Source organism: Citrobacter sp. Cpo148, assembly GCF_030332375.1.
Lineage (GTDB): Bacteria > Pseudomonadota > Gammaproteobacteria > Enterobacterales > Enterobacteriaceae > Citrobacter > Citrobacter portucalensis.
Genome location: NZ_JAOWHY010000050.1, coordinates 464,357 through 490,525 on the forward strand (window position 1 = coordinate 464,357; position 26,169 = coordinate 490,525).

Sequence of the window (26,169 nt, forward strand, 5' to 3'; positions counted from 1 at the left end):
CCGGTGTTACATCGCTTTTTTGGTCAACTCGATAACGCGCAGTTTCGCGATCGCTTTGGCCAGTTCCGCAGATGCCTGAGCGTAATCCACGTCACCATGAGAGCTCTTAATGTGCTCTTCAGCCTTACGCTTCGCTTCCAGGGCTCTCGCTTCATCGAGATCCTGTCCGCGAATCGCGGTATCAGCCAGTACGGTCACGCTGCCAGGCTGCACTTCAAGAATGCCGCCGGACAGATAGATAAACTCTTCATGACCGAACTGTTTAACGATGCGGATCATACCAGGCTTAATGGCGGTGAGCAGCGGTGCGTGACCCGGGAAAATACCCAGTTCACCTTCACTACCCGTTACCTGGATTTTCTCGACCAGACCAGAGAACATTTGTTGCTCTGCGCTGACGACGTCCAGGTGGTAAGTCATTGCCATATCACCCTCCGATTAAGGCGTTAAAGTTTTTTGGCTTTTTCCACGGCTTCGTCGATAGAACCAACCATGTAGAACGCCTGCTCTGGCAGGTGGTCGTATTCGCCTTCCATGATGCCTTTAAAGCCACGGATGGTGTCTTTCAGGGAAACGTATTTACCCGGAGAACCGGTGAATACTTCCGCAACGAAGAACGGCTGGGACAGGAAGCGCTGGATCTTACGCGCACGTGCTACCACCAGTTTATCTTCTTCAGACAGTTCATCCATACCCAGGATGGCGATGATGTCTTTCAGTTCCTGATAACGCTGCAGCAGGGACTGTACGCCACGCGCGGTGTCGTAGTGTTCCTGACCAACAACCAGCGGATCCAACTGACGGCTGGTGGAGTCCAGCGGGTCAACTGCCGGGTAGATACCCAGAGACGCGATCTGACGGCTCAGTACCACGGTTGCATCCAAGTGAGCAAAGGTGGTTGCTGGGGACGGGTCAGTCAAGTCATCCGCAGGTACGTATACCGCCTGAACGGAGGTGATAGAACCGGTTTTGGTAGAGGTGATACGTTCCTGAAGAACACCCATCTCTTCCGCCAGGGTCGGCTGGTAGCCTACCGCTGATGGCATACGACCCAGCAGTGCAGATACTTCTGTACCGGCCAGGGTGTAACGGTAGATGTTATCAACGAACAGCAGAACGTCACGACCTTCGTCACGGAACTTCTCAGCCATGGTCAGACCGGTCAGTGCAACGCGCAGACGGTTTCCCGGCGGCTCGTTCATCTGGCCATATACCAGGGACACTTTGTCCAGTACGTTGGAGTCGGTCATTTCGTGGTAGAAGTCGTTACCCTCACGAGTACGTTCACCTACGCCCGCAAACACGGAGTAACCGGAGTGTTCGATCGCGATGTTACGGATCAGCTCCATCATGTTTACGGTTTTACCTACACCCGCACCACCGAACAGACCGACTTTACCGCCCTTAGCGAACGGACACATCAGGTCGATAACTTTGATGCCGGTTTCCAGCAGTTCCTGAGAGCTGGACAGCTCTTCGTAGGAAGGTGCTGCGCGGTGGATAGCCCAACGCTCTTCTTCACCGATATCGCCTTTCATGTCGATCGGGTGACCCAGGACGTTCATGATACGACCCAGGGTTGCTTTACCTACCGGGACTTCGATCGGGTGTTCGAGGTCTTTAACTTCCAGACCACGACGCAGACCGTCGGAAGAACCCATGGCGATGGTACGTACGATACCGCCGCCGAGCTGCTGCTGAACTTCCAGCACCAGGCTCTCTTTACCATTCATAACCTCAAGAGCATCGTACACGCGCGGTACGGCATCCTGAGGGAATTCGACGTCAACCACGGCGCCGATTACCTGGACAATTTTTCCAGTAGCCATCTTGAATCCTCTACGAATTAACCTGGTTATACCGCGGATGCACCACCGACGATTTCGGTGAGTTCCTGAGTAATGCTGGCCTGACGAGCTTTGTTGTATACCAACTGCAGCTCTTTAATCAGGCTGCCGCCATTGTCGGTCGCGGCTTTCATCGCCACCATACGTGCGGCCTGCTCGCTGGCCAGGTTTTCTACCACGCCCTGATAAACCTGAGACTCGACATAACGACGCAGCAAGGTATCCAGCAGCGCTTTCGGGTCTGGCTCATACAGGTAATCCCAGGATTTACGCTTCAATTCATCATCATCTGATGCCGGCAGAGGCAGCAGTTGAGTGATGGTTGGCGTCTGAGACATGGTGTTAATAAATTTGTTGCTGACAACGTACAGTTTGTCCAGACGACCTTCATCGTAGGCCTGCAGCATCACTTTAACCGGACCGATCAGTTCGGACAGGGAAGGGTTATCCCCCATGCCGGTTACCTGAGCGATCACGTTTCCGCCAACGGAGTTAAAGAAAGACACGCCCTTAGAGCCAATCATTGCGATATCGCACTGAACGCCTTTATCGGACCATGTTTTCATATCCGCCAGCAGCTTTTTGAACAGGTTAATGTTCAAGCCACCGCACAGACCACGGTCGGTCGACACCACCAGGTAGCCCACGCGTTTAACGTCGCGTTCTTCCAGGTAAGGGTGCTTATATTCCAGATTACCATTCGCAAGGTGACCAATCACTTTGCGCATGGTCTCTGCATAAGGACGGCTGGCCGCCATGCGATCCTGCGATTTACGCATTTTGGAAGCGGCGACCATCTCCATCGCTTTAGTGATCTTCTGCGTGTTCTGGACGCTTGCGATCTTACTACGTATCTCTTTTGCGCCGGCCATGAGCTTCTCCTCAATGCCTTGCGGTCCGCCCTAAAGCAGACCGCCAGACGTTACCAGGACTGGGTTGCCTTGAAGGAATCGAGGATAGCTTTCAGCTTGCCTTCGATTTCATCGTTATAGCCACCGGACTGGTTGATCTCTTGCATCAGCGGAGCGTGGTCACGGTCAACGTAAGCCAGCAGAGCGGCTTCGAAGCTACCGATTTTCGCCAGTTCCACATCTTCGAGGTAACCGCGTTCAGCCGCAAACAGCACCACACCCTGCTGTGCAACAGACATTGGCGCATACTGTTTCTGCTTCAGCAGTTCAGTTACTTTCTGACCGTGGCTCAGCTGCTTACGAGTAGCTTCATCCAGGTCGGAAGCGAACTGAGAAAACGCTGCCAGTTCACGATACTGTGCCAGAGCGGTACGAATACCACCGGACAGTTTCTTGATGATCTTAGTCTGCGCTGCACCACCAACACGAGATACGGAGATACCCGGGTTAACTGCCGGACGAATACCGGAGTTAAACAGGTTGGTTTCCAGGAAGATCTGACCATCGGTAATGGAAATTACGTTAGTCGGAACGAACGCAGAAACGTCACCCGCCTGGGTTTCGATAATCGGCAGAGCGGTCAGGGAGCCGGTTTTACCTTTAACTTCACCATTGGTGAACTTCTCAACGTATTCCGCGTTTACGCGGGATGCGCGTTCCAGCAGACGGGAGTGGAGGTAAAATACGTCGCCCGGGAATGCTTCACGTCCTGGCGGACGACGCAGCAGCAGGGAAACCTGACGGTAAGCAACAGCCTGTTTAGACAGGTCATCATAAACGATCAGTGCATCTTCACCGCGGTCACGGAAGTATTCGCCCATTGCGCAACCGGCATATGGTGCCAGGTATTGCAGTGCAGCAGATTCAGACGCGGTCGCCACAACAACGATGGTGTTGGACAGTGCGCCGTGTTCTTCCAGTTTACGAACCACGTTGGAAATGGTGGACGCTTTCTGGCCGATAGCCACGTACACACATTTGATGCCGGAATCACGCTGGTTGATGATGGCATCGATTGCCATCGCAGTTTTACCTGTCTGACGGTCACCGATGATCAGCTCACGCTGGCCACGACCGATTGGGATCATGGCATCAACAGATTTATAACCGGTCTGTACTGGCTGGTCGACGGACTGACGTTCGATTACGCCTGGTGCGATAACTTCGATTGGCGAGAAGCCATCGTTATCAACCGGACCTTTACCGTCAATCGGGGAACCCAGAGTGTTCACCACACGACCCAGCAGGCCACGGCCAACCGGAACTTCCAGAATACGACCCGTACACTTAACCTTCATGCCTTCGGCGAGGTCAGCGTATGGACCCATCACAACTGCACCTACGGAGTCGCGCTCCAGGTTCAGTGCGATAGCGTAACGGTTACCCGGCAGGGAAATCATCTCACCCTGCATACAATCGGCCAGGCCGTGAATGCGGATAACACCGTCACTTACAGAAACAATAGTACCTTCGTTATGAGCTTCGCTCACAACACTGAACTGAGCAATGCGCTGCTTGATCAGTTCGCTGATTTCGGTGGAATTCAGTTGCATGCTCCAGTCCCCTTAAGACTGCAAGACGTCTGCAAGGCGCTCAAGACGGCCGCGTACGCTGCCATCAATGACCATATCACCCGCTCGGATGATTACGCCTGCCATTACAGACTTATCGATTTTGCAATTCAGCTTAACTTTGCGTGACAGACGTTTTTCCATCGCAGCACTAATCTTCGTAAGCTGTTCATCACTCAGTGCATTGGCAGAAGTGACTTCTACCTCAGAGATAGCCTCACTGGCTGCACGCAGGTGAATAAACTGCTCAAGAACATCCGGGAGCGCATTCAGACGGTTATTTTCAGCCATTACCCTAATCAGGTTTTGGCCGCTTTCGTCCAGCTGCTCACCGCACACGGCGATAAACGACTCAGCGAGCGTTTCCGGCGCCAGCGCGCCAGAGAGAAGCTCTGCCATTTGTTCGTTTTTTGTCACCTCAGCGGCGAACGTCAACATATCCTGCCAACGGTCAATGCTTTGGTGCTCAACGGCAAAGTCAAAAGCTGCTTTGGCGTAGGGGCGAGCTACCGTAATAAATTCAGACATCAGCCCCTCCCTCCTTACAGTTCAGCGACAAGTTTGTCCACGATGTCGCTATTAGCAGCTTCATCCACGGAACGTTCGATGATCTTCTCGGCGCCAGCAACAGCCAGGATAGCAACTTGCTTACGCAGCTCTTCGCGAGCACGTTTACGCTCGGCGTCAATTTCCGCCTGCGCCTGTGCCACGATTTTAGTACGTTCCTGCTCTGCTTCAGTTTTAGCTTCGTCCAGGATCTGAGCACGGCGTTTGTTCGCCTGCTCGATGATTACCTGAGCTTCCGCCTTCGCTTTTTTCAGCTGGTCGGTCGCGCTGGCCTTTGCAAGGTCAAGATCCTTATGTGCTCGTTCTGCAGAAGCAAGGCCGTCAGCAATTTCTTTTTGACGTTTTTCGATGGCAGCCATTAATGGCGGCCATACGTACTTCATGCAGAACAGAACGAACAGGACAAACGCGATGGCCTGGCCGAGGATTGTTGCGTTAAGATTCACAGCACAATGCCTCTATCTAGTTAACGTTCTGATATTGCTCTTAATTCAAGCAACGCTTACTACGCGACAGCAAACATCACGTACAGACCCAGACCTACAGCGATCATTGGGATTGCATCCACCAGACCCATAACGATAAAGAACTGAGTACGCAGCAGAGGAATCAGATCCGGTTGACGCGCTGCGCCTTCCAGGAATTTACCCCCGAGGATGCCGATACCGATCGCAGCACCGATTGCCGCCAGACCCATCATCACAGCGGCAGCAATGTACAGCAGATCCATATTCAGGTTTTCCATGACAGTCTCCAGTTTGTTTCAGTTAAAACGTAGTAGTGTTGGTAAATTAATGCTCTTCAGATGCCATCGACAGATAGACAATCGTCAGAACCATAAATATGAAGGCTTGCAGCGTGATAATCAGTATGTGGAAAATGGCCCAAGGCACATTCAGGATCCACTGTGACCACCACGGCAACAGACCAGCAATCAGAATGAAAATCAGCTCACCGGCATACATGTTGCCGAACAGTCGCAGACCAAGAGAGATTGGTTTGGACAGCAGGCTTACCCCTTCAAGGATTAAGTTGACAGGGATGAACGCCCAGTGATTGAACGGCTGCAGCGTCAACTCTTTCGCGAAGCCACCGATGCCTTTCATTTTGATGCTGTAGAACAGAATGAGGATAAATACGCCCAGCGCCATCGACAGGGTGATGTTCACGTCAGCAGACGGAACCACACGCAGAGCCGGTAGGCCAAAGATATGCTCACCGATGTACGGCAGCAGGTCGATAGGCAGCAAATCCATCAAGTTCATCAGGAATACCCAGACGAAAATCGTCAGGGCCAGCGGAGCAATCAGCTTGCTTTTGCCATGGTACATGTCTTTCACGCTACCATGCACAAAGCCGATTACCAGCTCAATCGCGGTCTGAAATTTACCTGGTACGCCGCTGGTCGCCTTTTTGGCTACGCTACGGAACATAAGCAGGAACAACAGACCCAGAACCACCGAGAAGAAAATGGAGTCAATATTGAGCGTCCAGAAGGTGGCTGGGGGGTTGTGCGGATCCACCAGCGAGAATGTACGTAGGTCCAACTGAAGGTTATTCAGATGGTGTCCTATGTAATCCTGCGGCGTCATATTTTCTGAAGCCATGATGCCTTTACCCTTTGTTGTTAATTACAGCCGGCGCCAGTATCTGAACCACCAGCACCAAAACCCACGTAACGATCAGCGGCATGAATACCGCTTTCAAAACAGCCAACGCCACCACCAACAACACCAGCATCGCTAATACCTTGAAGGCTTCGCCGAAAGCGAACGACCAGGCTACTCGGCCCTTCGCTGGTGTATGTACCTGGTGACGCCAGGCAAATATCATAAACAACACATTAGGCAGTAACACTGCCAATCCTCCACACAACGCGGAGATGCCCCAGAAAGGGTCTTTGAGGCTAAACAGCAATCCACTTGCTATTACAACCAGAAGCTGTGTGAGCAAAAGCTTACGAGCAACGTTTCGACTCAAGAGCGACATAGACATCACGTTTTTACTCCTGCTCCCTTCGAGGTATGCCGCGTGTCGTATAAAACGTTCTTTATGGCTTAGAGTCAAGCATCAAAAAGCGGACAAATTATACGGTGCGCCTTCGTGATTTCAAACAATAAGTAGCTAAAAAGTGAATAAATGTTTAAATATTTTTCGCTGCCCCACATTTATTACTTTTAGGCAAACTGTGAACGATCATGCAAAACTGCAAATGCCGCGAAAACACTGGCGCCAAAGCGTGCACCAGATCACATATTGAACATATTCACCTTCGCATAATTTATTTACGTGGCAATTGATGCCTTTTCATCTTTTTGATATTTAAGCGTAAAAATAGCCACTATTTCAAAAACAACGCCTAACAACAAAAAAACCGCTCATTGACATTTATAATAAAAAATTAACACGGACGGTGATTCTTACGTTCTATTTTTAGCAGACTGATATTTTCACAGCTGACTTGTTTCGCTTTTAACAAAAAACGGTACGTTATAGTTATGATGCAAAACCGTAAGGCATTAGTGAAATGTAACGACATTTAACCACACTATTACCTATGACTTTTAACACCTGAAAAGCCGTTTTTTCTCTATTTTTTTTGATAAAAATTAAATTTTGTTTGGCTTAATAACCACCAAATGACGTTCACCATCCAACTGCGGAACGCGTAATTTTTCGACGGACTCAACGCTGAATTCTGCTGGCAGCGAATCAATTTCATCTGCAGGCAACTGCCCTTTTAGCGCATAAAAACGCCCATTCTGGCCCGGCAAATGGTGACACCAGCTCACCATATCATTGAGTGAAGCGAAAGCACGGCTAATCACCCCATCAAACGGCGGTTCTGAAGGAAATTCTTCAACACGGCTTTGCACTGGAGTGATGTTAGTAAGCGCAAGCTCATGCTGCACCTGACGCAAGAAACGAACACGTTTTCCCAGGCTATCGAGCAGTGTGAAATGCGCTTCTGGACGCACTATAGAAAGCGGAATTCCCGGCAGGCCCGGTCCCGTACCTACATCGATAAAACGCTCACCCTTCAGATACGGTGCAACGACAATGCTGTCCAGAATATGGCGTACCAGCATTTCGTTTGGATCCCGCACCGACGTCAGGTTGTAGGCTTTGTTCCATTTGTGCAGCATATCGACATACGCAATCAGCTGATTTTTCTGGTGATCGGTAAGAGAAATACCGGCATCAGCCAGCAGACGAGAGAGTTTGTTGAGCACGGTCGTTACCTGTTAATAATCAAATGCCCGATGCGCTTTCGCTTATCGGGCCTACAAATTTGTACGGCGGGCAAGCGAAGCGCCCCCGCCAAAATAGTGTTATCAAGCGCTGCGGCGCAGCATACCTTGTTTTTTCAGCCATACCAGCAGAATGGAGATGGCGGCAGGCGTTATGCCGGAAATACGCGATGCCTGACCGATCGAAACGGGTTTGTGATCGTTCAGCTTAGCGATAACTTCATTCGACAAGCCAGAGACCTGACGATAATCCAGCGTTGCAGGCAACAGGGTGTTTTCATTGCGCTGTTGTCTTTCAATTTCTTCCAGCTGACGGGCAATATATCCTTCATATTTCACCTGAATCTCAACCTGTTCCGCGGCCTGAGCATCATCAAGCGCGGGTGCGAACGCAGATAAAGAGGTCAACTGAGCATAGGTCATATCCGGGCGACGCAGCAGATCTTCACCGCTCGCTTCACGTGACAGAGGTGTAGCCAGGTGAGCATTCACTTCTGCTGCGGACTCCGCTAACGGATTCACCCAGGTTGATTTAAGACGTTGGCGTTCCTGTTCGATACGCTCCAGTTTCTCGTTGAAGCGAGCCCAGCGCTCATCGTCCACCAGACCCAGTTCACGACCAATTTCGGTCAGACGCAGGTCGGCGTTATCTTCACGCAGCATCAGACGATATTCAGCGCGAGATGTGAACATACGGTACGGTTCTTTGGTACCCAGCGTACACAGGTCGTCCACCAGCACGCCAAGATAAGCCTGATCGCGACGCGGTGCCCAACCCTCTTTTTCGGCAGACAAGCGTGCGGCGTTCAGACCTGCCAATATGCCTTGTGCAGCGGCTTCTTCATAACCGGTTGTACCGTTAATCTGGCCCGCAAAGAACAGACCCTGGATGAATTTGCTTTCCAGAGTAGGTTTCAGGTCACGCGGATCGAAGAAATCATACTCAATCGCGTAGCCTGGGCGGACGATTCTGGCATTTTCCATCCCCTGCATGGAGCGGACAATTTGCATCTGCACATCGAACGGCAAGCTGGTGGAGATGCCATTCGGGTAAATTTCGTTAGAGGTCAGTCCTTCCGGTTCGAGGAAGATCTGATGCTGGTTACGATCGGCAAAGCGCATCACTTTGTCTTCGATCGACGGGCAGTAACGTGGGCCGATACCTTCGATCACGCCAGCGTACATTGGGCTACGATCGAGGTTATTGCGGATCACGTCATGGGTTTTCTCATTGGTATGCGTGATGTAACACGGCATCTGGCGCGGATGCTGAGAAGCATCGCCCAGGAATGAGAAGACCGGCATCGGGTTATCGCTGTTTTGCTGGCCGAGCACGCTGAAATCAATCGTGCGCGCATCGATACGCGGCGGTGTACCGGTTTTCAGGCGGCTGACGCGCAGCGGCAGTTCACGCAGACGGCGTGACAGCGGGATGGACGGCGGATCGCCAGCGCGGCCACCGCTGTAGTTATCCAGGCCAATATGAATTTTGCCGTCGAGGAAAGTCCCCACGGTTAATACGACCGCTTTGGCACGGAACTTCAGTCCCATTTGGGTTACTGCTCCCACAACGCGATCGTTTTCGACAATCAGATCTTCAACCGCCTGCTGGAAGATCATCAGGTTAGGTTGATTCTCCAGCGCAGTGCGTACCGCCTGGCGATAGAGCACACGATCGGCCTGAGCTCGGGTAGCGCGAACGGCTGGTCCTTTGCTTGCGTTTAGTATCCTAAACTGAATACCGGCATGGTCGATCGCTTTTGCCATCAATCCACCAAGCGCATCCACTTCTTTTACCAGGTGTCCCTTCCCAATACCGCCAATCGCCGGGTTGCAGCTCATCTGCCCCAGAGTGTCGATATTGTGTGTCAAAAGCAGGGTTTGTTGTCCCATTCGCGCCGCGGCCATTGCGGCCTCGGTGCCTGCATGACCCCCGCCAATGATGATGACGTCAAAAGGATCCTGATAAAACATGGTAATTGCCTCGCATAACGCGGTGTGAAAATGGATTGAAGCCCGGGCCGTGGATTCTACTCAACTTTAGTCGATCGAGAAAGACCTGGGATCCTGGGTATTAAAAAGAAGATCTTTTTATTTAGAGATCTGTTTTATTGTGATCTCTTATTAGGATCGCACCTTTCTGTGGATAAGGACGATCCTTTAAGTAAGATCAACAGGTTGCTGAGGATCATTAGCTGTGAATGATCGGTGATCCTGGTCCGTATAAGCTGGGATCAGAATGAAGGGTTATACACAACTCAAAAACTGAACAACGGTTGTTCTTGGGATAACTACCGGTTGATCCAAGCTTTTAACCAGAGTTATCCACATAAAAAAGTACGATCTTTACAAATCTCTGAGCAACGGATGCCACGATCCCAGCCAAATTTCTGCCGGATCTTCCGGAATTTCATGTTCCAGCACGTTGATCCTGAGTGTTTCGCCGATCTGTTTTGCCCCACAGGCCTTCAATTCGGCTTCCAGCTTGTCGATTGCGCCGCAAAAGGTGTCATATTCACGACTGCCGATCCCGATTGCACCAAAGCGCACTTGTGACAGGTCCGGCTTTTGCTCGCGTAACGCATCATATAAAGGCTGCAGGTTGTCAGGAATATCTCCCGCACCGTGCGTGGAGCTGATAATCAGCCAGATCCCGTCAGTAGGAACCTCTTCAAGCATTGGCCCATGCAGTATTTCGCTGGAAAAACCGGCGTCGTCCAGCTTTTCAGCCAGATGCTCTGCTACATATTCCGCACTGCCAAGCGTACTACCGCTGATAAGAGTGATGTCTGCCATGATCGCCCACCTTTATAAAGAGGGCGTATTGTACGCTGTGAGCGAGCTGGGATCTACCTGTGGAAAACCAGGGTATTAAAAAAAGCGATCACGGCTTGATGGTACGCATGATCGGGTTTTGCAGGACGATCAGCGTTTCCGTGGACTGAATTTCGTCAATTGTTTGGATCTTGTTGATAAGTACCTGCTGCAATGCGTCGATCGACTTGCACATCACCTTAATAAAGATGCTGTAGTGCCCGGTGGTGTAATACGCTTCGGTCACTTCATCGAGGCTTTCCAGTCTGGCCAGCGCTGACGGATAGTCTTTCGCACTTTTCAGGATGATGCCGATAAAGCAGCCGACGTCATAACCCAATTGTTTGGGACTAACATCAATCCGCGCGCCGGTAATGATCCCCGCCTGCTTCATCTTTTCTACGCGAACGTGAATTGTTCCTGGGCTGACGCCGAACTGTTTGGCTAATTCTGCGTAGGCGGTACGAGCATTTTCCATTAAGGCGTCAAGAATGCCGCGGTCCAGATTGTCGATCTGATAATTTTCCATAGGTTTTTCTTATGTAGATTAATGATTCCCTCTATTTTAGACGTAATTTTTAACGAATCAAAATCGAAGTCGGCTTTTTGTTTGTTGATTATTGAATATTACCTCCATTCTGTTGCTTAATCATAGGCAACAGGACACAGGAGTACACATAATGAAAACCGCTTACATTGCCAAACAACGTCAAATTAGCTTCGTAAAATCTCATTTTTCTCGCCAGCTGGAAGAGCGTTTAGGCCTGATCGAAGTTCAGGCGCCGATCCTCAGCCGCGTTGGAGATGGCACGCAGGATAACTTGTCGGGCTGTGAAAAAGCGGTGCAGGTGAAGGTTAAAGCATTGCCAGACGCTCAATTCGAAGTGGTTCATTCACTGGCGAAGTGGAAGCGTCAAACGTTAGGACAACACGACTTTAGCGCAGGCGAGGGGCTGTACACGCACATGAAAGCCCTGCGTCCCGATGAAGATCGCCTCTCCCCATTGCACTCAGTGTACGTTGACCAGTGGGACTGGGAGCGCGTGATGGGCGACGGTGAGCGTCAATTCTCCACTCTGAAAAGCACGGTAGAGGCTATCTGGGCGGGAATTAAGGCCACCGAAGCTGCGGTTAGCAAAGAGTTTGGTCTGGCACCGTTCCTGCCAGAGCAGATCCACTTTGTTCATAGCCAGGAGCTGTTATCTCGTTATCCGGATCTTGATGCAAAAGGTCGTGAACGTGCGATCGCTAAAGAGCTGGGTGCGGTATTCCTGGTGGGGATCGGCGGTAAGCTCAGTGACGGTCACCGTCATGACGTACGTGCGCCGGATTATGATGACTGGAGTTCAGCGTCCGAGCTGGGTCATGCCGGTCTGAACGGTGATATTCTGGTCTGGAACCCGGTTCTGGAAGATGCGTTTGAGCTGTCTTCTATGGGGATCCGTGTGGATGCTGACGCCCTGAAACACCAGCTGTCTCTGACCGGTGATGAAGATCGCCTGAGTCTGGAGTGGCACCAGGCGCTGCTGCGCGGTGAAATGCCGCAGACAATTGGTGGCGGCATTGGGCAGTCGCGTCTGACCATGCTGTTGCTGCAATTACCGCACATTGGTCAGGTTCAGTGTGGCGTATGGCCGGCCCAGGTACGTGAAAGCGTCGCTTCTCTGCTGTAACAATTAACGCCGCCAGCGTCTGAGCAGGCGGCTTCGCATCCCGGTATCAAAGCGCCAGATATGATCGAAAATGCGCATGATGCCGGGTTTGCCATGTGCTGACATCGCCACCGCGTGAAAACGGTGCTGGTGCACCCGCTGTAATTCACCCACTTTATTGACGACCTCATCGGGCAATCGCTGAGCGATAAAATCTGAGATCACCACCGCATCGGCATCAAACCATTCCCGACCCTGCATGCGCTCAATTATGGCGCGAAAACAGCTGGCAATATCAGTGCCACCACGAAAGCGCTGACTTAAAAAGCGGATAGCCTGTTCGATGCCCTCCGGACCGGAAAGCTCATAGCGCACCACTTCTGTTGAAAACAGCATAATGAAACAGCGCCGGTTATCGGCAAGGGCAACGCGCATTAGCGCCAGGCAAAAGGCTTTCGCACACTGCTCATTAAATCCGCCCATCGATCCCGAGGTATCAACGCAGACGATAAAAGGCCCGCGCGGCTGCTCGTCAAAATCCTGATGCACCACCGGACGTTCCGTTACTTTTTCACGCCATGCTTCGCCGTGCAGGCGGTAGGTGAGCAGTTGTTTTTCCACCAGCCGTCGGTAGAACTCGTATTCCAGTTCGGTAATGCCCAGCGTGGCCAGCTCTGGCGGTAGCAGGCGCAGGATATCGTCACTTTGCTGGATGCCATCCACCTGCTCCGGGACGGTTGCAGGTTCGCGCACCAGGGTACGGAAGGTTTCCATTGGCGCATCTTTACGCGGCACGGATTTCGCCTCTCTGGAACGACCTAACTGCTCGGCCAGGCGCTGGAGTTCGGGTTGCTGCGTCAGAAATTCGCCGTATTTCACCATCAACTGATAATCACCGCGCTTGATTTGGCCCGCGCTCATGTCCCACAACCGGCCTGCTGCGTTGTCATTTTCTGCCAGTACAGGTTCCAGTTGTCCGCTAAGGGTCATACGTTCCTGTACTTCACTGAGCAAATGCTCGCGCTCTTCTTCCAGCAGTTGCTGATTCAGCGTTGTGGTTTGCACCACCAGGCTCAGGCGCCAGCGCTGGAGAAAAAGCGTATGTAGTGCAGGCGTAAAGGTGCTGTTGTCATTGACCAGTTGCTGCGCTTGCCCGGCCCAAGGCGAATGGAGGCGGTGCAATAGCGATAATATTTGCGGTAGCTGAACGATAAACTGCGCATGAGAGAGGAGCTGGCTTTGTTGATAGCACATAACTTCCTCCATCAGCTCCGGCGGTACATGGGTATCTTTGAGGCGGCTACGCAATGATTCACGCCAGCGGGGGATGTCGTCAGTGATCGCTTTTTTAAGGCGAGGAAATTTTTTAAAAAATACCACCATCTTTGGGGAAGCCAGCAGGGCGACGATCATCTCTTCGATCATCGCCTCTTCGCTGACTGCCAGCATGATGTTGAGCGTATCAAGGGTCAGCATTGTTGCGCCTGGCGGATTTGCGCCCCGACATCCTGTAGGCTGGCCTCAATGCGGCCTAACCAGTCGCTATGAATAAACAGGCATTTTTGCTGTTCGCTGAATGCGCTGTGTTGCTGATGCCACTCATTATCGAGCGCTTCAAGCTCCTGTTTTATCTCTGCGGGCATACTCTCTTGCGAAGCACCCGGCAGCGCCAGGCGAGAACCTTGTAAACTGACATCGCGTACAACCAGATGCTGTGCGCTATCGACTTCCATATTCAGCGTTTGGGCAAAGCCGATCCCGTTTAGTTTTCCGCGGATCTCACCGCCTTTTGTTAGCCACAGTTCCAGCGCGCCACGTTCGAAAGCTATATGGATAACCTCCATATCATGCAGTTTTAAAGGCTTTTGCAGCAGTAATGTCACGACAGAAGACGAGGCTTCTGGCGGTAAATCATAATGAGGACGACGGCTGAACATTCCTCCCTGGCGGATCACCGTGAACGCCGTTTTGTCACTTTGCTGCTGCTGGAGCTGAATGCGGCGCTGCACAATGCTGCCCAGGCGCGTCAGCATGGCTTGCTGTTGCCAGGCGTGTCCGGTCATCAATATTTCAAGCTGTTGTTGCATCAGATTCAGGCTTTGTGCGTCGTACCACAGGCAATCTTTCAGCAGGATCAGGTCGATAGGTACTACCGCATCGCGTCCGCTAAAGAAAGCACTGGCCTGGAGTAAGCGGATCGCTTTTTTCCAGCGACGATCGGACACATAAGGAGCATTCGGTAACACGTCCAACTGTTGGCGCAGCGTGAAAATGAGCTCAAACACGCGATCGGGAAGCTTGATCGCACCAATGTCTTTTTGCCACTGGTGATACTCTTCATCCGTCACCTGCAATGATGCCGGGACCGGATTGTCGCTTTCATCCTGCTGACTTAACAGCATGGAGCGGAAATTGGCCTTGTCCTGAACTTTATCCAGCCACAGACGAATCAGCATACGGTCGTACAGCGCTTCCAGGCTGCTGTCGGCTTCAGGCAGTTCGTTGGAAGCCGCCACCAGCAGACGCATCGGAATTTTTTCTTCATACGCGCCGTTACGGAAGTGACGTTCGTTAATGGCGGTCAACAGGGTGTTAAGAATTGCCGGGCCTGCTTTCCAGATTTCATCGAGAAAAACGATTTCAGCTTCAGGAAGATAGCCCGCCGTTAAGCGTTCATAGCGACCTTCGTCTTTTAACGCCTGAATGGACAGCGGACCAAACACCTCTTCGGGCGTAGAGAAGCGCGTCATCAGGTATTCAAAAGCGCGTGCGTTTTGGAAGGCAAACTTCAGTCGGCGGGCAATTAAGCTTTTTGCGATCCCCGGGGGACCTAATAAGAAAACGCTCTCGCCGCTGAGTGCTGCCAGCAGACACAGACGAATGGCGTGGCTACGTTCATAAAGTCCCTTTTCCAGCGCATTGCTCAGACGGGAAATTCTTTCCGCTAATAAATGTGGGTGAGCCATAATGAAGTGGCGTCCTTTCGCCAAATGTACTGCATAAACTGCGAGTATAGATGCTTCACACCATTGCAGTAATAGACTGAAGGTGCGCTTATTTTTCTTTGAGCCAGATTAATCTGGTCTCATTTAGGGGTACGATTTTGTGATTAATCGTGCATACTGTGCGCCTTTTTGTGGGCCAAGGGACGACGCACACATTTCTTATATATACACCAAATCAATCAAGCTGCACCAAGGCGGCAATGGAGTTTTCTTCTGGGATGGGGGGAATAACGAATGCAGCCCACACGGAGTGACTTGAAAGATGATGTGTATAAACGAAAGACGAGTCTATGAGCACTGATAATAAACAATCATTGTCTGCGATTACCCTTGCGGCCATTGGGGTTGTCTACGGTGATATTGGTACCAGCCCACTTTATACGCTTCGTGAATGTTTGTCCGGCCAGTTTGGTTTTGGCGTTGAACGTGATGCCGTATTTGGTTTTCTCTCGCTGATTTTCTGGCTGCTGATCTTTGTTGTCTCCATTAAATACCTGACGTTTGTCATGCGCGCAGATAACGCCGGAGAAGGCGGGATCCTGACGCTGATGTCATTGGCCGGGCGCAATACCTCGGCGCGAACAACCTCCATGCTGGTCATTATGGGATTGATAGGCGGCAGCTTCTTCTATGGTGAAGTGGTGATTACGCCAGCCATTTCGGTGATGTCTGCAATTGAAGGTCTGGAGATAGTTGCCCCGCAACTGGATACCTGGATTGTTCCGCTCTCAATAATTGTGCTGACCCTGCTGTTTTTGATTCAAAAACACGGTACCGGCATGGTCGGTAAGCTGTTTGCGCCGATTATGCTGCTATGGTTCCTGACGCTCGCGGTATTAGGTGTGCGCAGTATTATTGGCAATCCGGAAGTGCTGCAGGCGCTCAATCCGTATTGGGCGGTGCATTTCTTCCTCGAATTCAAAACGCTGTCCTTTATCGCACTGGGTGCGGTGGTGCTGTCGATTACCGGTGTTGAAGCGCTGTATGCGGATATGGGCCACTTCGGTAAATTGCCGATTCGTCTGGCATGGTTCTCCGTGGTATTGCCTTCACTGGTGCTGAACTATTTTGGGCAGGGCGCGTTGCTGTTAAAGCATCCTGAAGCGATCAAAAACCCGTTTTTCCTGCTGGCGCCGGACTGGGCATTAATTCCATTGTTGATCCTCGCCGCGCTGGCAACGGTTATCGCCTCTCAGGCGGTTATCTCCGGCGTCTTCTCGCTGACGCGTCAGGCCGTACGTCTGGGGTATTTATCGCCGATGCGTATCATCCATACCTCGGAAATGGAATCGGGCCAGATTTACATTCCTTTCGTTAACTGGATGCTCTATTTTGCGGTAGTTATCGTGATTGTGAGCTTTGAACACTCCAGTAATCTGGCCGCGGCGTATGGGATTGCGGTAACGGGGACGATGGTACTGACATCTATTCTGTCTACCACCGTGGCGCGCAAAAACTGGCACTGGAATAAATACTTCGTCTTCCTGATCCTGGTGGCGTTCTTGTGCGTCGATGTTCCGCTGTTCTCTGCGAACCTCGATAAGCTTATTTCCGGCGGTTGGCTGCCTCTGACGCTGGGTCTGGTGATGTTCACCATCATGACCACCTGGAAAAGCGAACGCTTCCGTCTGCTGCGTCGCATGCATGAGCACGGTAACTCTCTGGAGGCGATGATTGCTTCTCTGGAGAAATCGCCACCGGTACGCGTGCCGGGAACGGCGGTGTATATGTCCCGCGCACTGAACGTCATCCCGTTTGCGCTTCTGCATAACCTCAAGCATAACAAGGTGCTGCATGAGCGCGTTATTCTGCTGACGCTGCGCACGGAAGATGCACCCTATGTTCACAACGTGCGTAGGGTGCAGATTGAGCAGTTATCGCCCACCTTCTGGCGCGTGGTGGCCAGCTACGGTTGGCGCGAAACGCCGAACGTGGAGGAAGTGTTCCATCGCTGCGGTCTGGAAGGCTTAAGCTGTCGGATGATGGAAACGTCCTTCTTCATGTCGCATGAGTCGTTGATTGTAGGCAAGCGGCCATGGTACCTGCGTCTGCGCGGCAAGCTGTATCTGCTGCTACAGCGCAACGCGCTGCGCGCGCCGGACCAGTTTGAAATCCCACCGAACCGGGTTATTGAGCTTGGTACTCAGGTAGAGATTTAATCTCATCGACGCCCTCTTTCATCGCGAAAGGGGGCGTTTTGTTTTGCCCCTCTCAGTTTTCATTTCATCAAATGATAATCCTTGCGAAACGTTTCGATGGCGATCACATTTTCGTAACGTCGCGGTGGTTTTCTGTCCACTCTTCGCACTACACTTATCTCCAGCGAAACGTTTCGCTAGTGGGGAAAGAAAATGAAGAAAGGCACGGTACTCAACTCTGAAATTTCAACGGTGATCTCCCGTCTGGGGCATACCGATACGCTGGTGGTGTGTGATGCAGGTTTACCCATCCCGAACAGCACAACGCGTATTGATATGGCATTAACCCAGGGCGTACCTTCTTTTATGCAGGTACTGGATGTGGTCACACGTGAAATGCAGGTCGAGGCAGCCATTCTCGCGTCGGAAATTAAACAACATAATCCGCAACTCCACGAAACGTTGCTCAGCCACATTGAGCAACTGCAACAACACCAGGGAAACACCATAGAAATTCGTTACACCACGCATGAACAATTCAAAAAACAAACCGCAGACAGTCAGGCGGTAATTCGCAGCGGAGAATGTTCTCCGTATGCGAATATCATTCTCTGTGCTGGCGTCACGTTCTGAGGCCATCATGAACGCATTACTGCAACTCAAAGGGATCGATAAAGCGTTCCCGGGCGTAAAAGCGCTATCCGGCGCCGCGCTGAATGTCTACCCTGGCCGCGTAATGGCGCTGGTGGGCGAAAACGGCGCGGGCAAATCCACCATGATGAAAGTGCTGACCGGGATCTATACCCGTGATGCCGGTTCTTTATTGTGGCTGGGGAAAGAGACCACCTTTAACGGCCCGAAATCCTCCCAGGAAGCCGGAATCGGTATCATCCACCAGGAGCTGAACCTGATCCCGCAACTCACTATCGCCGAGAACATTTTTCTTGGCCGTGAGTTTGTGAATCGCTTTGGCAAAATTGACTGGAAGAAGATGTACGCCGAAGCCGATCTGCTGCTCGCCAAACTGAATCTGCGCTTTAAAAGCGACAGACTGGTTGGTGAGCTGTCGATTGGCGATCAGCAGATGGTCGAAATTGCCAAAGTGCTGAGCTTTGAATCGAAGGTCATCATTATGGATGAACCGACGGATGCCCTCACCGACACTGAAACCGAATCCCTGTTCCGCGTCATCCGCGAACTGAAATCCCAGGGACGCGGCATTGTCTATATTTCTCACCGTATGAAAGAGATCTTCGAGATTTGCGACGACGTAACCGTCTTCCGCGACGGGCAGTTTATTGCCGAACGTGAAGTTGCCTCGCTGACTGAAGACTCGCTGATTGAAATGATGGTGGGACGTAAGCTGGAAGATCAGTACCCGCGCCTGGAAAAAGCGCCGGGTGATATTCGCCTGAAGGTCGATAACCTGTGCGGTCCTGGCGTAAACGATGTTTCGTTCACGCTGCGTAAAGGCGAGATCCTTGGCGTATCCGGGCTGATGGGGGCCGGACGTACCGAACTGATGAAAGTATTGTACGGCGCATTGCCGCGCACCAGCGGTTACGTCACGCTTGATGGCCATGAAGTGGTTACCCGTTCGCCGCAGGATGGGTTGGCTAACGGCATCGTCTATATTTCTGAAGACCGTAAACGCGATGGCTTAGTGCTGAGCATGTCGGTGAAAGAGAACATGTCACTGACCGCGCTGCGTTATTTCAGCCGCGCCGGTGGAAGCCTTAAACATAAAGATGAGCAGCAGGCGGTGGGTGATTTTATTCGTCTGTTCAATGTTAAAACACCATCAATGGAACAGGCTATCGGCCTGCTTTCCGGTGGTAACCAGCAGAAAGTGGCGATTGCGCGCGGTCTGATGACCCGGCCAAAAGTGCTGATCCTTGATGAACCAACGCGCGGCGTTGACGTTGGAGCCAAGAAAGAAATCTATCAGCTTATCAACCAGTTTAAGGCTGACGGGCTGAGTATCATTCTGGTCTCCTCTGAGATGCCAGAAGTATTGGGCATGAGCGATCGAATTATCGTTATGCATGAAGGGCATCTCGGCGGTGAGTTCACTCGCGAGCAGGCCACTCAGGAAGTATTAATGGCTGCCGCTGTGGGCAAGCTTAATCGCGTGAATCAGGAGTAAAAAAGATGACTACCCAGGCTGTTTCTGGTCGCCGTTATTTCACTAAAGCATGGCTTCTGGAGCAAAAGTCGCTCATCGCTCTGTTAGTGCTGATCGCGATTGTTTCCACCATGAGCCCTAACTTTTTTACCGTTAATAACCTGTTCAACATTCTCCAGCAAACGTCGGTGAACGCCATCATGGCCGTTGGCATGACGCTGGTCATCCTGACGTCGGGTATCGATCTGTCCGTCGGTTCCTTGCTGGCGCTTACCGGCGCGGTTGCGGCTTCAATTGTAGGGATTGAGGTCAATGCGCTGGTGGCTGTTGCTGCAGCCCTGGCGCTCGGCGCTGCCATTGGCGCAGTCACCGGGGTGATTGTTGCGAAAGGCCGGGTGCAGGCGTTTATTGCAACGCTGGTGATGATGCTGTTGCTGCGCGGCGTGACCATGGTGTACACCAACGGCAGTCCGGTTAATACCGGATTTACTGACAATGCCGATCTGTTTGGCTGGTTTGGTATTGGTCGTCCGTTAGGCATCCCTACGCCAGTGTGGATCATGGGGATTGTCTTCCTCGCGGCGTGGTACATGCTGCACCACACTCGTCTGGGCCGTTATATCTACGCGCTGGGCGGTAACGAAGCGGCAACGCGTTTGTCCGGTATCAGCGTCAGTAAAATCAAAATTATCGTTTACTCACTGTGCGGTCTGCTGGCATCGCTGGCGGGCATCATTGAAGTCGCGCGACTCTCCTCCGCACAACCGACGGCAGGTACTGGCTATGAGCTGGATGCTATCGCAGCGGTAGTGTTAGGCGGTACCAGCCTGGCGGGTGGTAAAGGACGTATTGTTGGGACGCTGATCGGCGCATTGATTCTTGGTTTCCTCAATAATGGTTTGAATTTGTTAGGTGTATCCTCCTATTACCAGATGATCGTCAAAGCGGTGGTGATTTTGCTGGCGGTACTGGTAGACAACAAAAAGCAGTAACAACGATTACAGGACATCTTAAATATGAACATGAAAAAACTGGCTACCCTGGTTTCTGCTGTTGCGCTGAGCGCCACCGTGAGCGCGAATGCGATGGCGAAAGATACCATTGCGCTGGTGGTCTCCACCCTCAACAACCCGTTCTTTGTTTCTCTGAAGGATGGGGCGCAAAAAGAGGCGGATAAGCTGGGTTACAACCTGGTGATTCTGGACTCGCAGAACAACCCGGCGAAAGAGCTGGCTAACGTTCAGGACTTAACGGTTCGTGGAACTAAAATTCTGCTGATCAACCCGACTGACTCTGATGCCGTTGGTAATGCTGTGAAGATGGCTAACCAGGCAAAAATTCCGGTTATTACCCTTGACCGTGTTGCCTCCAAAGGCGAAGTGGTAAGCCACATCGCGTCTGATAACGTGTTGGGTGGCAAAATTGCGGGTGATTACATCGCGAAGAAAGCAGGTGAAGGCGCGAAAGTTATCGAACTGCAAGGGATTGCCGGAACTTCAGCGGCGCGTGAGCGTGGCGAAGGTTTCCAGCAGGCCGTTGCGGCACACAAATTTAACGTACTGGCCAGCCAGCCGGCAGACTTCGACCGCACCAAAGGTCTGAACGTCATGCAGAACCTGCTGACCGCGCATCCTGATGTGCAGGCCGTATTTGCCCAGAACGATGAAATGGCGCTGGGTGCGCTGCGCGCACTGCAAACAGCGGGTAAATCTGATGTGATGGTGGTTGGATTTGACGGCACTCCAGATGGCGAAAAAGCAGTAAATGATGGCAAACTGGCTGCGACCATTGCTCAGTTGCCGGATCAGATCGGCGCGAAAGGCGTTGAGACTGCGGATAAAGTCCTGAAAGGCGAGAAGGTTCAGGCTAAATATCCGGTTGACCTGAAGCTGGTCATCAAGCAGTAATACCGATTCAGGTCGCTCGCGGCCTGATGGAGACATAAATACGCCATCCCCGTATCTGATTTTGGGGATGAAAGCGTAAAAAGAAAAGCAGGGCACGCGCCACCCTAACCCGGTGGCGCACTTTGACTTGGAACACCAAATATGAAAACCGCAGGCAACCTCGTTGTTCTTGGCAGTATCAATGCCGATCACATCCTTAACCTTAACTCTTTCCCGACACCTGGTGAAACCGTAACTGGTAGCCATTATCAGGTAGCATTTGGCGGTAAAGGCGCGAATCAGGCTGTTGCTGCGGGTCGTAGTGGCGCGAATATCGCATTCATTGCCTGTACGGGCGATGATGATATTGGCGAAAGTGTGCGTAAACAGTTAGCCAAAGACAACATCGATATCGCGCCGATTAGCGTGATTTCGGGGGAATCGACCGGAGTGGCGTTGATTTTTGTGAATGGTGAAGGTGAGAACGTTATCGGCATTCATGCCGGAGCGAACGCAGCTCTTTCGCCAGCGCTGGTGGAAGCGCAGCATGAGCGTATTGCTCAGGCGTCCGCCTTACTTATGCAGTTAGAATCGCCGATCGAAAGCGTACTGACTGCAGCAAAGATTGCACATCAAAATAAGACCATGGTCGCCCTGAACCCGGCACCGGCACGTGAACTTTCTGATGAACTGCTGGCGCTGGTGGATATTATTACCCCGAATGAAACCGAGGCTGAAAAGCTGACGGGGATCCGGGTCGAAAATGATGAAGACGCGGCCAAAGCGGCGCAGGCATTGCACGCTAAAGGTATCCATACTGTACTGATTACTTTAGGTAGTCGCGGTGTGTGGGCCAGCGTTAATGGCGAAGGACAGCGTGTGCCCGGTTTTAAAGTGGAAGCCGTTGATACTATTGCCGCTGGAGACACCTTTAATGGCGCGTTAATTACAGCGTTACTGGAAGAGACTCCGCTGCCTGAAGCGATCCGTTTTGCGCATGCCGCTGCAGCGATTGCGGTTACCCGTAAAGGCGCACAGCCTTCCGTTCCGTGGCGCGAAGAAATAGAAGCGTTTTTAAGTCAACAGAGGTAACGCTTGGCTACAATGAAGGACGTCGCCCGCCTGGCGGGTGTTTCCACGTCGACGGTTTCTCACGTCATTAATAAAGATCGCTTTGTCAGTGAGTCCGTCACTGACAAAGTAGAAGCTGCAATTAAAGCGCTTAACTACGCGCCCTCCGCACTGGCGCGTAGCCTTAAGCTAAACCAGACCCGCACGATTGGCATGTTAATCACTGCCAGTACCAATCCCTTCTATTCTGAACTAGTGCGCGGCGTTGAACGTAGCTGTTTTGAGCGCGGCTACAGCCTGGTGCTGTGCAATACCGAAGGCGATGAACAGCGCATGAACCGTAACCTGGAAACCCTGATGCAAAAACGTGTGGACGGCTTGTTGCTGCTCTGCACCGAAACACATCAGCCTTCCAGAGAGATAATGCAGCGTTATCCTTCTATACCGACCGTGATGATGGACTGGTCGCCTTTTGATGGTGAAAGCGATCTGATTCAGGATAACTCCTTGCTGGGCGGTGATTTAGCCACGCAACATCTTATCGAAAAAGGTTTTACGCGCATTGCCTGCATCACCGGGCCGCTGGATAAAACCCCGGCGCGTTTGCGTCTGGAAGGATATCGGGCAGCAATGAAGCGGGCGGGGTTGCCTGTCCCGGAAGGCTATGAGATTACCGGTGACTTTGAGTTCGGCGGCGGCTTTGAAGCTATGCAAACGTTGCTGTCGCATAAACAGCGACCGCAGGCCGTTTTTACCGGCAATGATGCAATGGCAGTTGGCGCGTATCAGGCTCTGTACCAGTCAGGATTGCGCATTCCGCAGGATATGGCTGTGGTGGGTTACGATGATATCGAGCTGGCGCGCTATATGACGCCGCCCCTGACGACCATCCACCAACCAAAAGATGAATTGGGCGAACTGGCCATCGATGTATTAATTCACCGGATGGCGCAGCCCGCATTACAGCAACAGCGTTTGCAGCTTACTCCTGTTCTGATGGAGCGGGGGTCGGTTTAGGTTTGTGCCGATCTTTGATCAGGTTACGTCCATCTTTGGCTTTTAGCAGCATGAACATCAGCGCGGATATTACCGTGATAGCGCCCATCGTCATAAAGGTGTAGTGGAACTGCTCGACCGTATTGGTTCCTTCCATACCTTCATAGATACGCAGAACGGCGGCGCTGATGGCAACCCCTAAACTGATTGATAACTGCTGAGTAACGGCCAATACGCTGTTGCCGCTGCTGGCGTTTTCATCGGTCAGATCCGCCAGAGTGATGGTATTCATTGAAGTAAACTGGGTGGACATCGCCATACCTAAAATGAACAACGGCAGGATTAGCATCCAGATCGGCATGGCAGGAGATTGCAAAGCGAACTGCGCAATCATCAGGCCGATAAATACCGTAACACCCACCAATGTGGTCCTGTAGCCGAGTTTGCGCAGTACCTGCGTCACCATGGATTTTGCCAGAATTGAACCTAACGCTGTTGGCGCCATCATGCAGCCGGCTATCAGAGCCGGATATCCAAATCCTACCTGCAACATCAGCGGCATTAAGAAGGGCACACAGCCTGTACCCAGGCGAGTGGCGAGGTTTCCGGCGATCCCAACAGAAAAGGTCCGAGTCTTAAATATCGGAAGCGATATCAGCGGCGTTGGGTGGCGACGCGCATGGCGAATATAGGCGAGTAGTAACAACACACTGGCAAGAATAATACCGAGTGCGACCCAGGTCTCGACAAGCTTCTCACCGAACAATTCAACGCCGCTGGAAAACAACACCAGGCTCAAACCAAACAGAAAGAAACCGGTCATATCAAAACCGCGGCGTGGCGTGGTGAAGTTCGGCATATATTTGCGGGCATAGAAGATACCGGCAATGCCAATTGGAATATTAATCAGGAAGATCCAGTGCCAACTGGCCCATGTAACCAGTACACCGCCCAATACCGGACCTAAAATCGGCCCCACAAGTCCTGGCATGGTGACGAAGTTAAGCACGGGAAGCAGTTCGCTGCGGGGGTAAGCACGCAATAACGCCAGACGGGCAACGGGCATCATCATGGCGCCACCGATTCCCTGAATGACACGGAAAATCACCAGCTCGCTTAAGGAACTGGACAGCGCGCAGGCCAGCGATCCCAACGTAAACAGGCTAACGGCAATCATAAAGACGCGTCGGGTACCAAATCGGTCTGCCAGCCAACCACTTACCGGGATCAGCATCGCGACAGTCAGGGTATAGCTGATAATGGCCGACTGCATGGCGAGTGGAGAGCGGTTAAGACTATGTGCTATTGCGGGTAGGGCGGTATTGAGGATCGTGGCGTCTAGTGCCTGCATAAAAAAGGCCATGGCTGCTATCCACGGTAGCCCGGCCATACTGCGTGATTTCTTTTCTGACATATTATTTATCCGGTAGCACGTTCGGTGCTATCAGCAATGCCTGACAGGCAGCAAAGGCGCGATCGCCATCGTTATCATCTATTGCATCGACAATGGCCTGGTGCAAATCCAGTTTCACCACATCGTTATAGGTAATAGAGGTAAAGTAGGTCTGGTAAACCGAATGGAACAGAGATGCAAAGGATATAAGGAACGGATTCGCACTCATTTCATAGATGTGCTCATGCCAGGCGATATCAACCTCAATCCAGCGTTCGCGTCTGAAGTTTCTTTTCAGATCGACCATCTCTTCCATCAGCGTGTTGAGGTGCGCTTTCTGTTCAGCCGTACCTATAGTCGCCGCCAGTAAGCACGCCTGAGGCTCCAGGCTGATACGCATCACCAGAAAATGTTTAATGACCTGCGGGAAATTATCTTCCGTCATCCACCAGGTGAGTAGCTCCTGGTCAAGGAAGTTCCAGTTTGCTTGCGGCATGACGCGTGTGCCAATACGTGGGCGCGGTAATACCATACCTTTTGCCGTTAATGTTTTTACCGCCTCTCTTACCGCGGTGCGACTCACGCCAAACTGATCGCCCAGCTCTATTTCGCCAGGCAATATCGCACCCGGCGCGTATTCACCTTTTAATATTCGCTGAGCCAGCTTTTCGGCCAGAACGTAGGACAAGTTTTTCTGTGCGGCTAGCTGTTGGGCATTTAACGGCATGAATGTTCTTCCTTACTCTTTTTCTTATTCATTAGTATGCCACCTGGAAGTGTGATTGCGGCTGCAAAAACGGCAATTTGCTTATTTTATGGCATGTTAATGGTTGTTTTGGTGAAAAAACACGCACTCGGAAAGTTATTTTAAATTTCCCCTTGTCAGCCTGAAATAACTCCCTATAATGCGCCTCCACTGACACGGAACAACGGATTACAAGC

The 26,169-nt window shown here is 51.7% G+C and carries 25 protein-coding genes; 8 read left to right on the plus strand and 17 right to left on the minus strand.

Features of this window, described 5'->3' with window-relative positions:
• Positions 1-6: 6 nt before the first annotated feature.
• The 13 genes from OGY10_RS23560 to asnC form a co-directional block, all read right to left on the minus strand.
• Entirely contained in the window at positions 7-426 is a 420-nt protein-coding gene (locus tag OGY10_RS23560) for a F0F1 ATP synthase subunit epsilon (protein WP_003023809.1), read from the minus strand.
• A 20-nt stretch (positions 427-446) separates the two neighbouring features.
• On the minus strand, positions 447-1,829 hold the full coding sequence (gene atpD, locus OGY10_RS23565) for a F0F1 ATP synthase subunit beta (protein WP_003023806.1): 1,383 nt from the start codon (positions 1,827-1,829) through the stop codon (positions 447-449).
• Between the two features lie 26 nt (positions 1,830-1,855).
• Positions 1,856-2,719 (minus strand): F0F1 ATP synthase subunit gamma, encoded by an 864-nt coding sequence (atpG, locus tag OGY10_RS23570; RefSeq protein WP_006687765.1) that lies wholly within the window; start codon positions 2,717-2,719, stop codon positions 1,856-1,858.
• Positions 2,720-2,769: 50 nt separating this feature from the next.
• Positions 2,770-4,311, minus strand: a complete 1,542-nt coding sequence (gene atpA / locus OGY10_RS23575; RefSeq protein WP_003827026.1) for a F0F1 ATP synthase subunit alpha — start codon at positions 4,309-4,311, stop codon at positions 2,770-2,772.
• 12 nt (positions 4,312-4,323) lie between these two features.
• Positions 4,324-4,857 (minus strand): F0F1 ATP synthase subunit delta, encoded by a 534-nt coding sequence (atpH, locus tag OGY10_RS23580; RefSeq protein WP_003827024.1) that lies wholly within the window; start codon positions 4,855-4,857, stop codon positions 4,324-4,326.
• 14 nt (positions 4,858-4,871) lie between these two features.
• A complete protein-coding gene (gene atpF / locus OGY10_RS23585) occupies positions 4,872-5,342 on the minus strand; it encodes a F0F1 ATP synthase subunit B (protein ID WP_003827022.1) in 471 nt (156 codons plus the stop codon).
• A 59-nt stretch (positions 5,343-5,401) separates the two neighbouring features.
• Complete coding sequence (atpE, locus tag OGY10_RS23590; RefSeq protein WP_003023794.1) at positions 5,402-5,641, minus strand: F0F1 ATP synthase subunit C; 240 nt, start codon at positions 5,639-5,641, stop codon at positions 5,402-5,404.
• A gap of 46 nt (positions 5,642-5,687) precedes the next feature.
• A complete protein-coding gene (atpB, locus tag OGY10_RS23595) occupies positions 5,688-6,503 on the minus strand; it encodes a F0F1 ATP synthase subunit A (RefSeq protein WP_003023792.1) in 816 nt (271 codons plus the stop codon).
• Between the two features lie 7 nt (positions 6,504-6,510).
• Complete coding sequence (atpI, locus tag OGY10_RS23600; protein WP_003827019.1) at positions 6,511-6,891, minus strand: F0F1 ATP synthase subunit I; 381 nt, start codon at positions 6,889-6,891, stop codon at positions 6,511-6,513.
• Positions 6,892-7,505: 614 nt separating this feature from the next.
• On the minus strand, positions 7,506-8,129 hold the full coding sequence (rsmG, locus tag OGY10_RS23605; protein ID WP_003827017.1) for a 16S rRNA (guanine(527)-N(7))-methyltransferase RsmG: 624 nt from the start codon (positions 8,127-8,129) through the stop codon (positions 7,506-7,508).
• Between the two features lie 102 nt (positions 8,130-8,231).
• A complete protein-coding gene (mnmG, locus tag OGY10_RS23610; protein WP_191226614.1) occupies positions 8,232-10,121 on the minus strand; it encodes a tRNA uridine-5-carboxymethylaminomethyl(34) synthesis enzyme MnmG in 1,890 nt (629 codons plus the stop codon).
• A 372-nt stretch (positions 10,122-10,493) separates the two neighbouring features.
• The gene (gene mioC, locus OGY10_RS23615; RefSeq protein WP_003827013.1) at positions 10,494-10,943 is read right to left on the minus strand and encodes an FMN-binding protein MioC; all 450 of its coding nucleotides are present in this window, start codon (positions 10,941-10,943) and stop codon (positions 10,494-10,496) included.
• An 88-nt stretch (positions 10,944-11,031) separates the two neighbouring features.
• Positions 11,032-11,490 carry a transcriptional regulator AsnC gene (gene asnC / locus OGY10_RS23620; RefSeq protein WP_003023780.1) on the minus strand — a complete coding sequence of 153 codons (459 nt, stop codon included), beginning with the start codon at positions 11,488-11,490 and terminating at the stop codon, positions 11,032-11,034.
• A 151-nt stretch (positions 11,491-11,641) separates the two neighbouring features.
• Between asnC and asnA the strand changes: the two genes are divergently transcribed.
• A complete protein-coding gene (gene asnA, locus OGY10_RS23625; protein WP_003827009.1) occupies positions 11,642-12,634 on the plus strand; it encodes an aspartate--ammonia ligase in 993 nt (330 codons plus the stop codon).
• Between the two features lie 3 nt (positions 12,635-12,637).
• Here asnA and viaA read toward each other — a convergent pair whose 3' ends face one another.
• Together viaA and ravA are read right to left on the minus strand one after the other, a co-directional pair.
• Positions 12,638-14,089, minus strand: a complete 1,452-nt coding sequence (viaA, locus tag OGY10_RS23630) for an ATPase RavA stimulator ViaA (protein WP_008786554.1) — start codon at positions 14,087-14,089, stop codon at positions 12,638-12,640.
• A complete protein-coding gene (gene ravA, locus OGY10_RS23635) occupies positions 14,083-15,579 on the minus strand; it encodes an ATPase RavA (protein ID WP_020996042.1) in 1,497 nt (498 codons plus the stop codon). Before ravA ends, viaA begins: the two co-directional genes overlap by 7 nt.
• Before the next feature lie 329 nt (positions 15,580-15,908).
• Between ravA and kup the strand changes: the two genes are divergently transcribed.
• The 7 genes from kup (at position 15,909) to rbsR (ending at position 23,855) form a co-directional block, all read left to right on the plus strand.
• Positions 15,909-17,777, plus strand: coding sequence for a low affinity potassium transporter Kup (kup, locus tag OGY10_RS23640; protein ID WP_003827003.1), 1,869 nt, complete (start codon positions 15,909-15,911; stop codon positions 17,775-17,777).
• A 192-nt stretch (positions 17,778-17,969) separates the two neighbouring features.
• The gene (rbsD, locus tag OGY10_RS23645) at positions 17,970-18,389 is read left to right on the plus strand and encodes a D-ribose pyranase (RefSeq protein ID WP_003827001.1); all 420 of its coding nucleotides are present in this window, start codon (positions 17,970-17,972) and stop codon (positions 18,387-18,389) included.
• Between the two features lie 7 nt (positions 18,390-18,396).
• Positions 18,397-19,902, plus strand: coding sequence for a ribose ABC transporter ATP-binding protein RbsA (rbsA, locus tag OGY10_RS23650; RefSeq protein ID WP_286577516.1), 1,506 nt, complete (start codon positions 18,397-18,399; stop codon positions 19,900-19,902).
• A gap of 5 nt (positions 19,903-19,907) precedes the next feature.
• On the plus strand, positions 19,908-20,873 hold the full coding sequence (gene rbsC, locus OGY10_RS23655) for a ribose ABC transporter permease (protein ID WP_003826999.1): 966 nt from the start codon (positions 19,908-19,910) through the stop codon (positions 20,871-20,873).
• A 24-nt stretch (positions 20,874-20,897) separates the two neighbouring features.
• Complete coding sequence (gene rbsB / locus OGY10_RS23660; protein WP_003023760.1) at positions 20,898-21,788, plus strand: ribose ABC transporter substrate-binding protein RbsB; 891 nt, start codon at positions 20,898-20,900, stop codon at positions 21,786-21,788.
• Positions 21,789-21,929: 141 nt separating this feature from the next.
• Positions 21,930-22,859: a ribokinase gene (rbsK, locus tag OGY10_RS23665; RefSeq protein WP_003826997.1), complete on the plus strand. Its 930-nt coding sequence runs from the start codon at positions 21,930-21,932 to the stop codon at positions 22,857-22,859.
• A 3-nt stretch (positions 22,860-22,862) separates the two neighbouring features.
• Positions 22,863-23,855 carry a ribose operon transcriptional repressor RbsR gene (gene rbsR, locus OGY10_RS23670; RefSeq protein ID WP_003023757.1) on the plus strand — a complete coding sequence of 331 codons (993 nt, stop codon included), beginning with the start codon at positions 22,863-22,865 and terminating at the stop codon, positions 23,853-23,855.
• Here rbsR and mdtD read toward each other — a convergent pair.
• Complete coding sequence (mdtD, locus tag OGY10_RS23675; RefSeq protein WP_008786557.1) at positions 23,821-25,248, minus strand: multidrug transporter subunit MdtD; 1,428 nt, start codon at positions 25,246-25,248, stop codon at positions 23,821-23,823. The genes rbsR and mdtD overlap by 35 nt on opposite strands.
• Before the next feature lies 1 nt (position 25,249).
• Positions 25,250-25,954, minus strand: a complete 705-nt coding sequence (locus OGY10_RS23680; RefSeq protein WP_191226611.1) for a FadR/GntR family transcriptional regulator — start codon at positions 25,952-25,954, stop codon at positions 25,250-25,252.
• Positions 25,955-26,169: the final 215 nt, after the last annotated feature.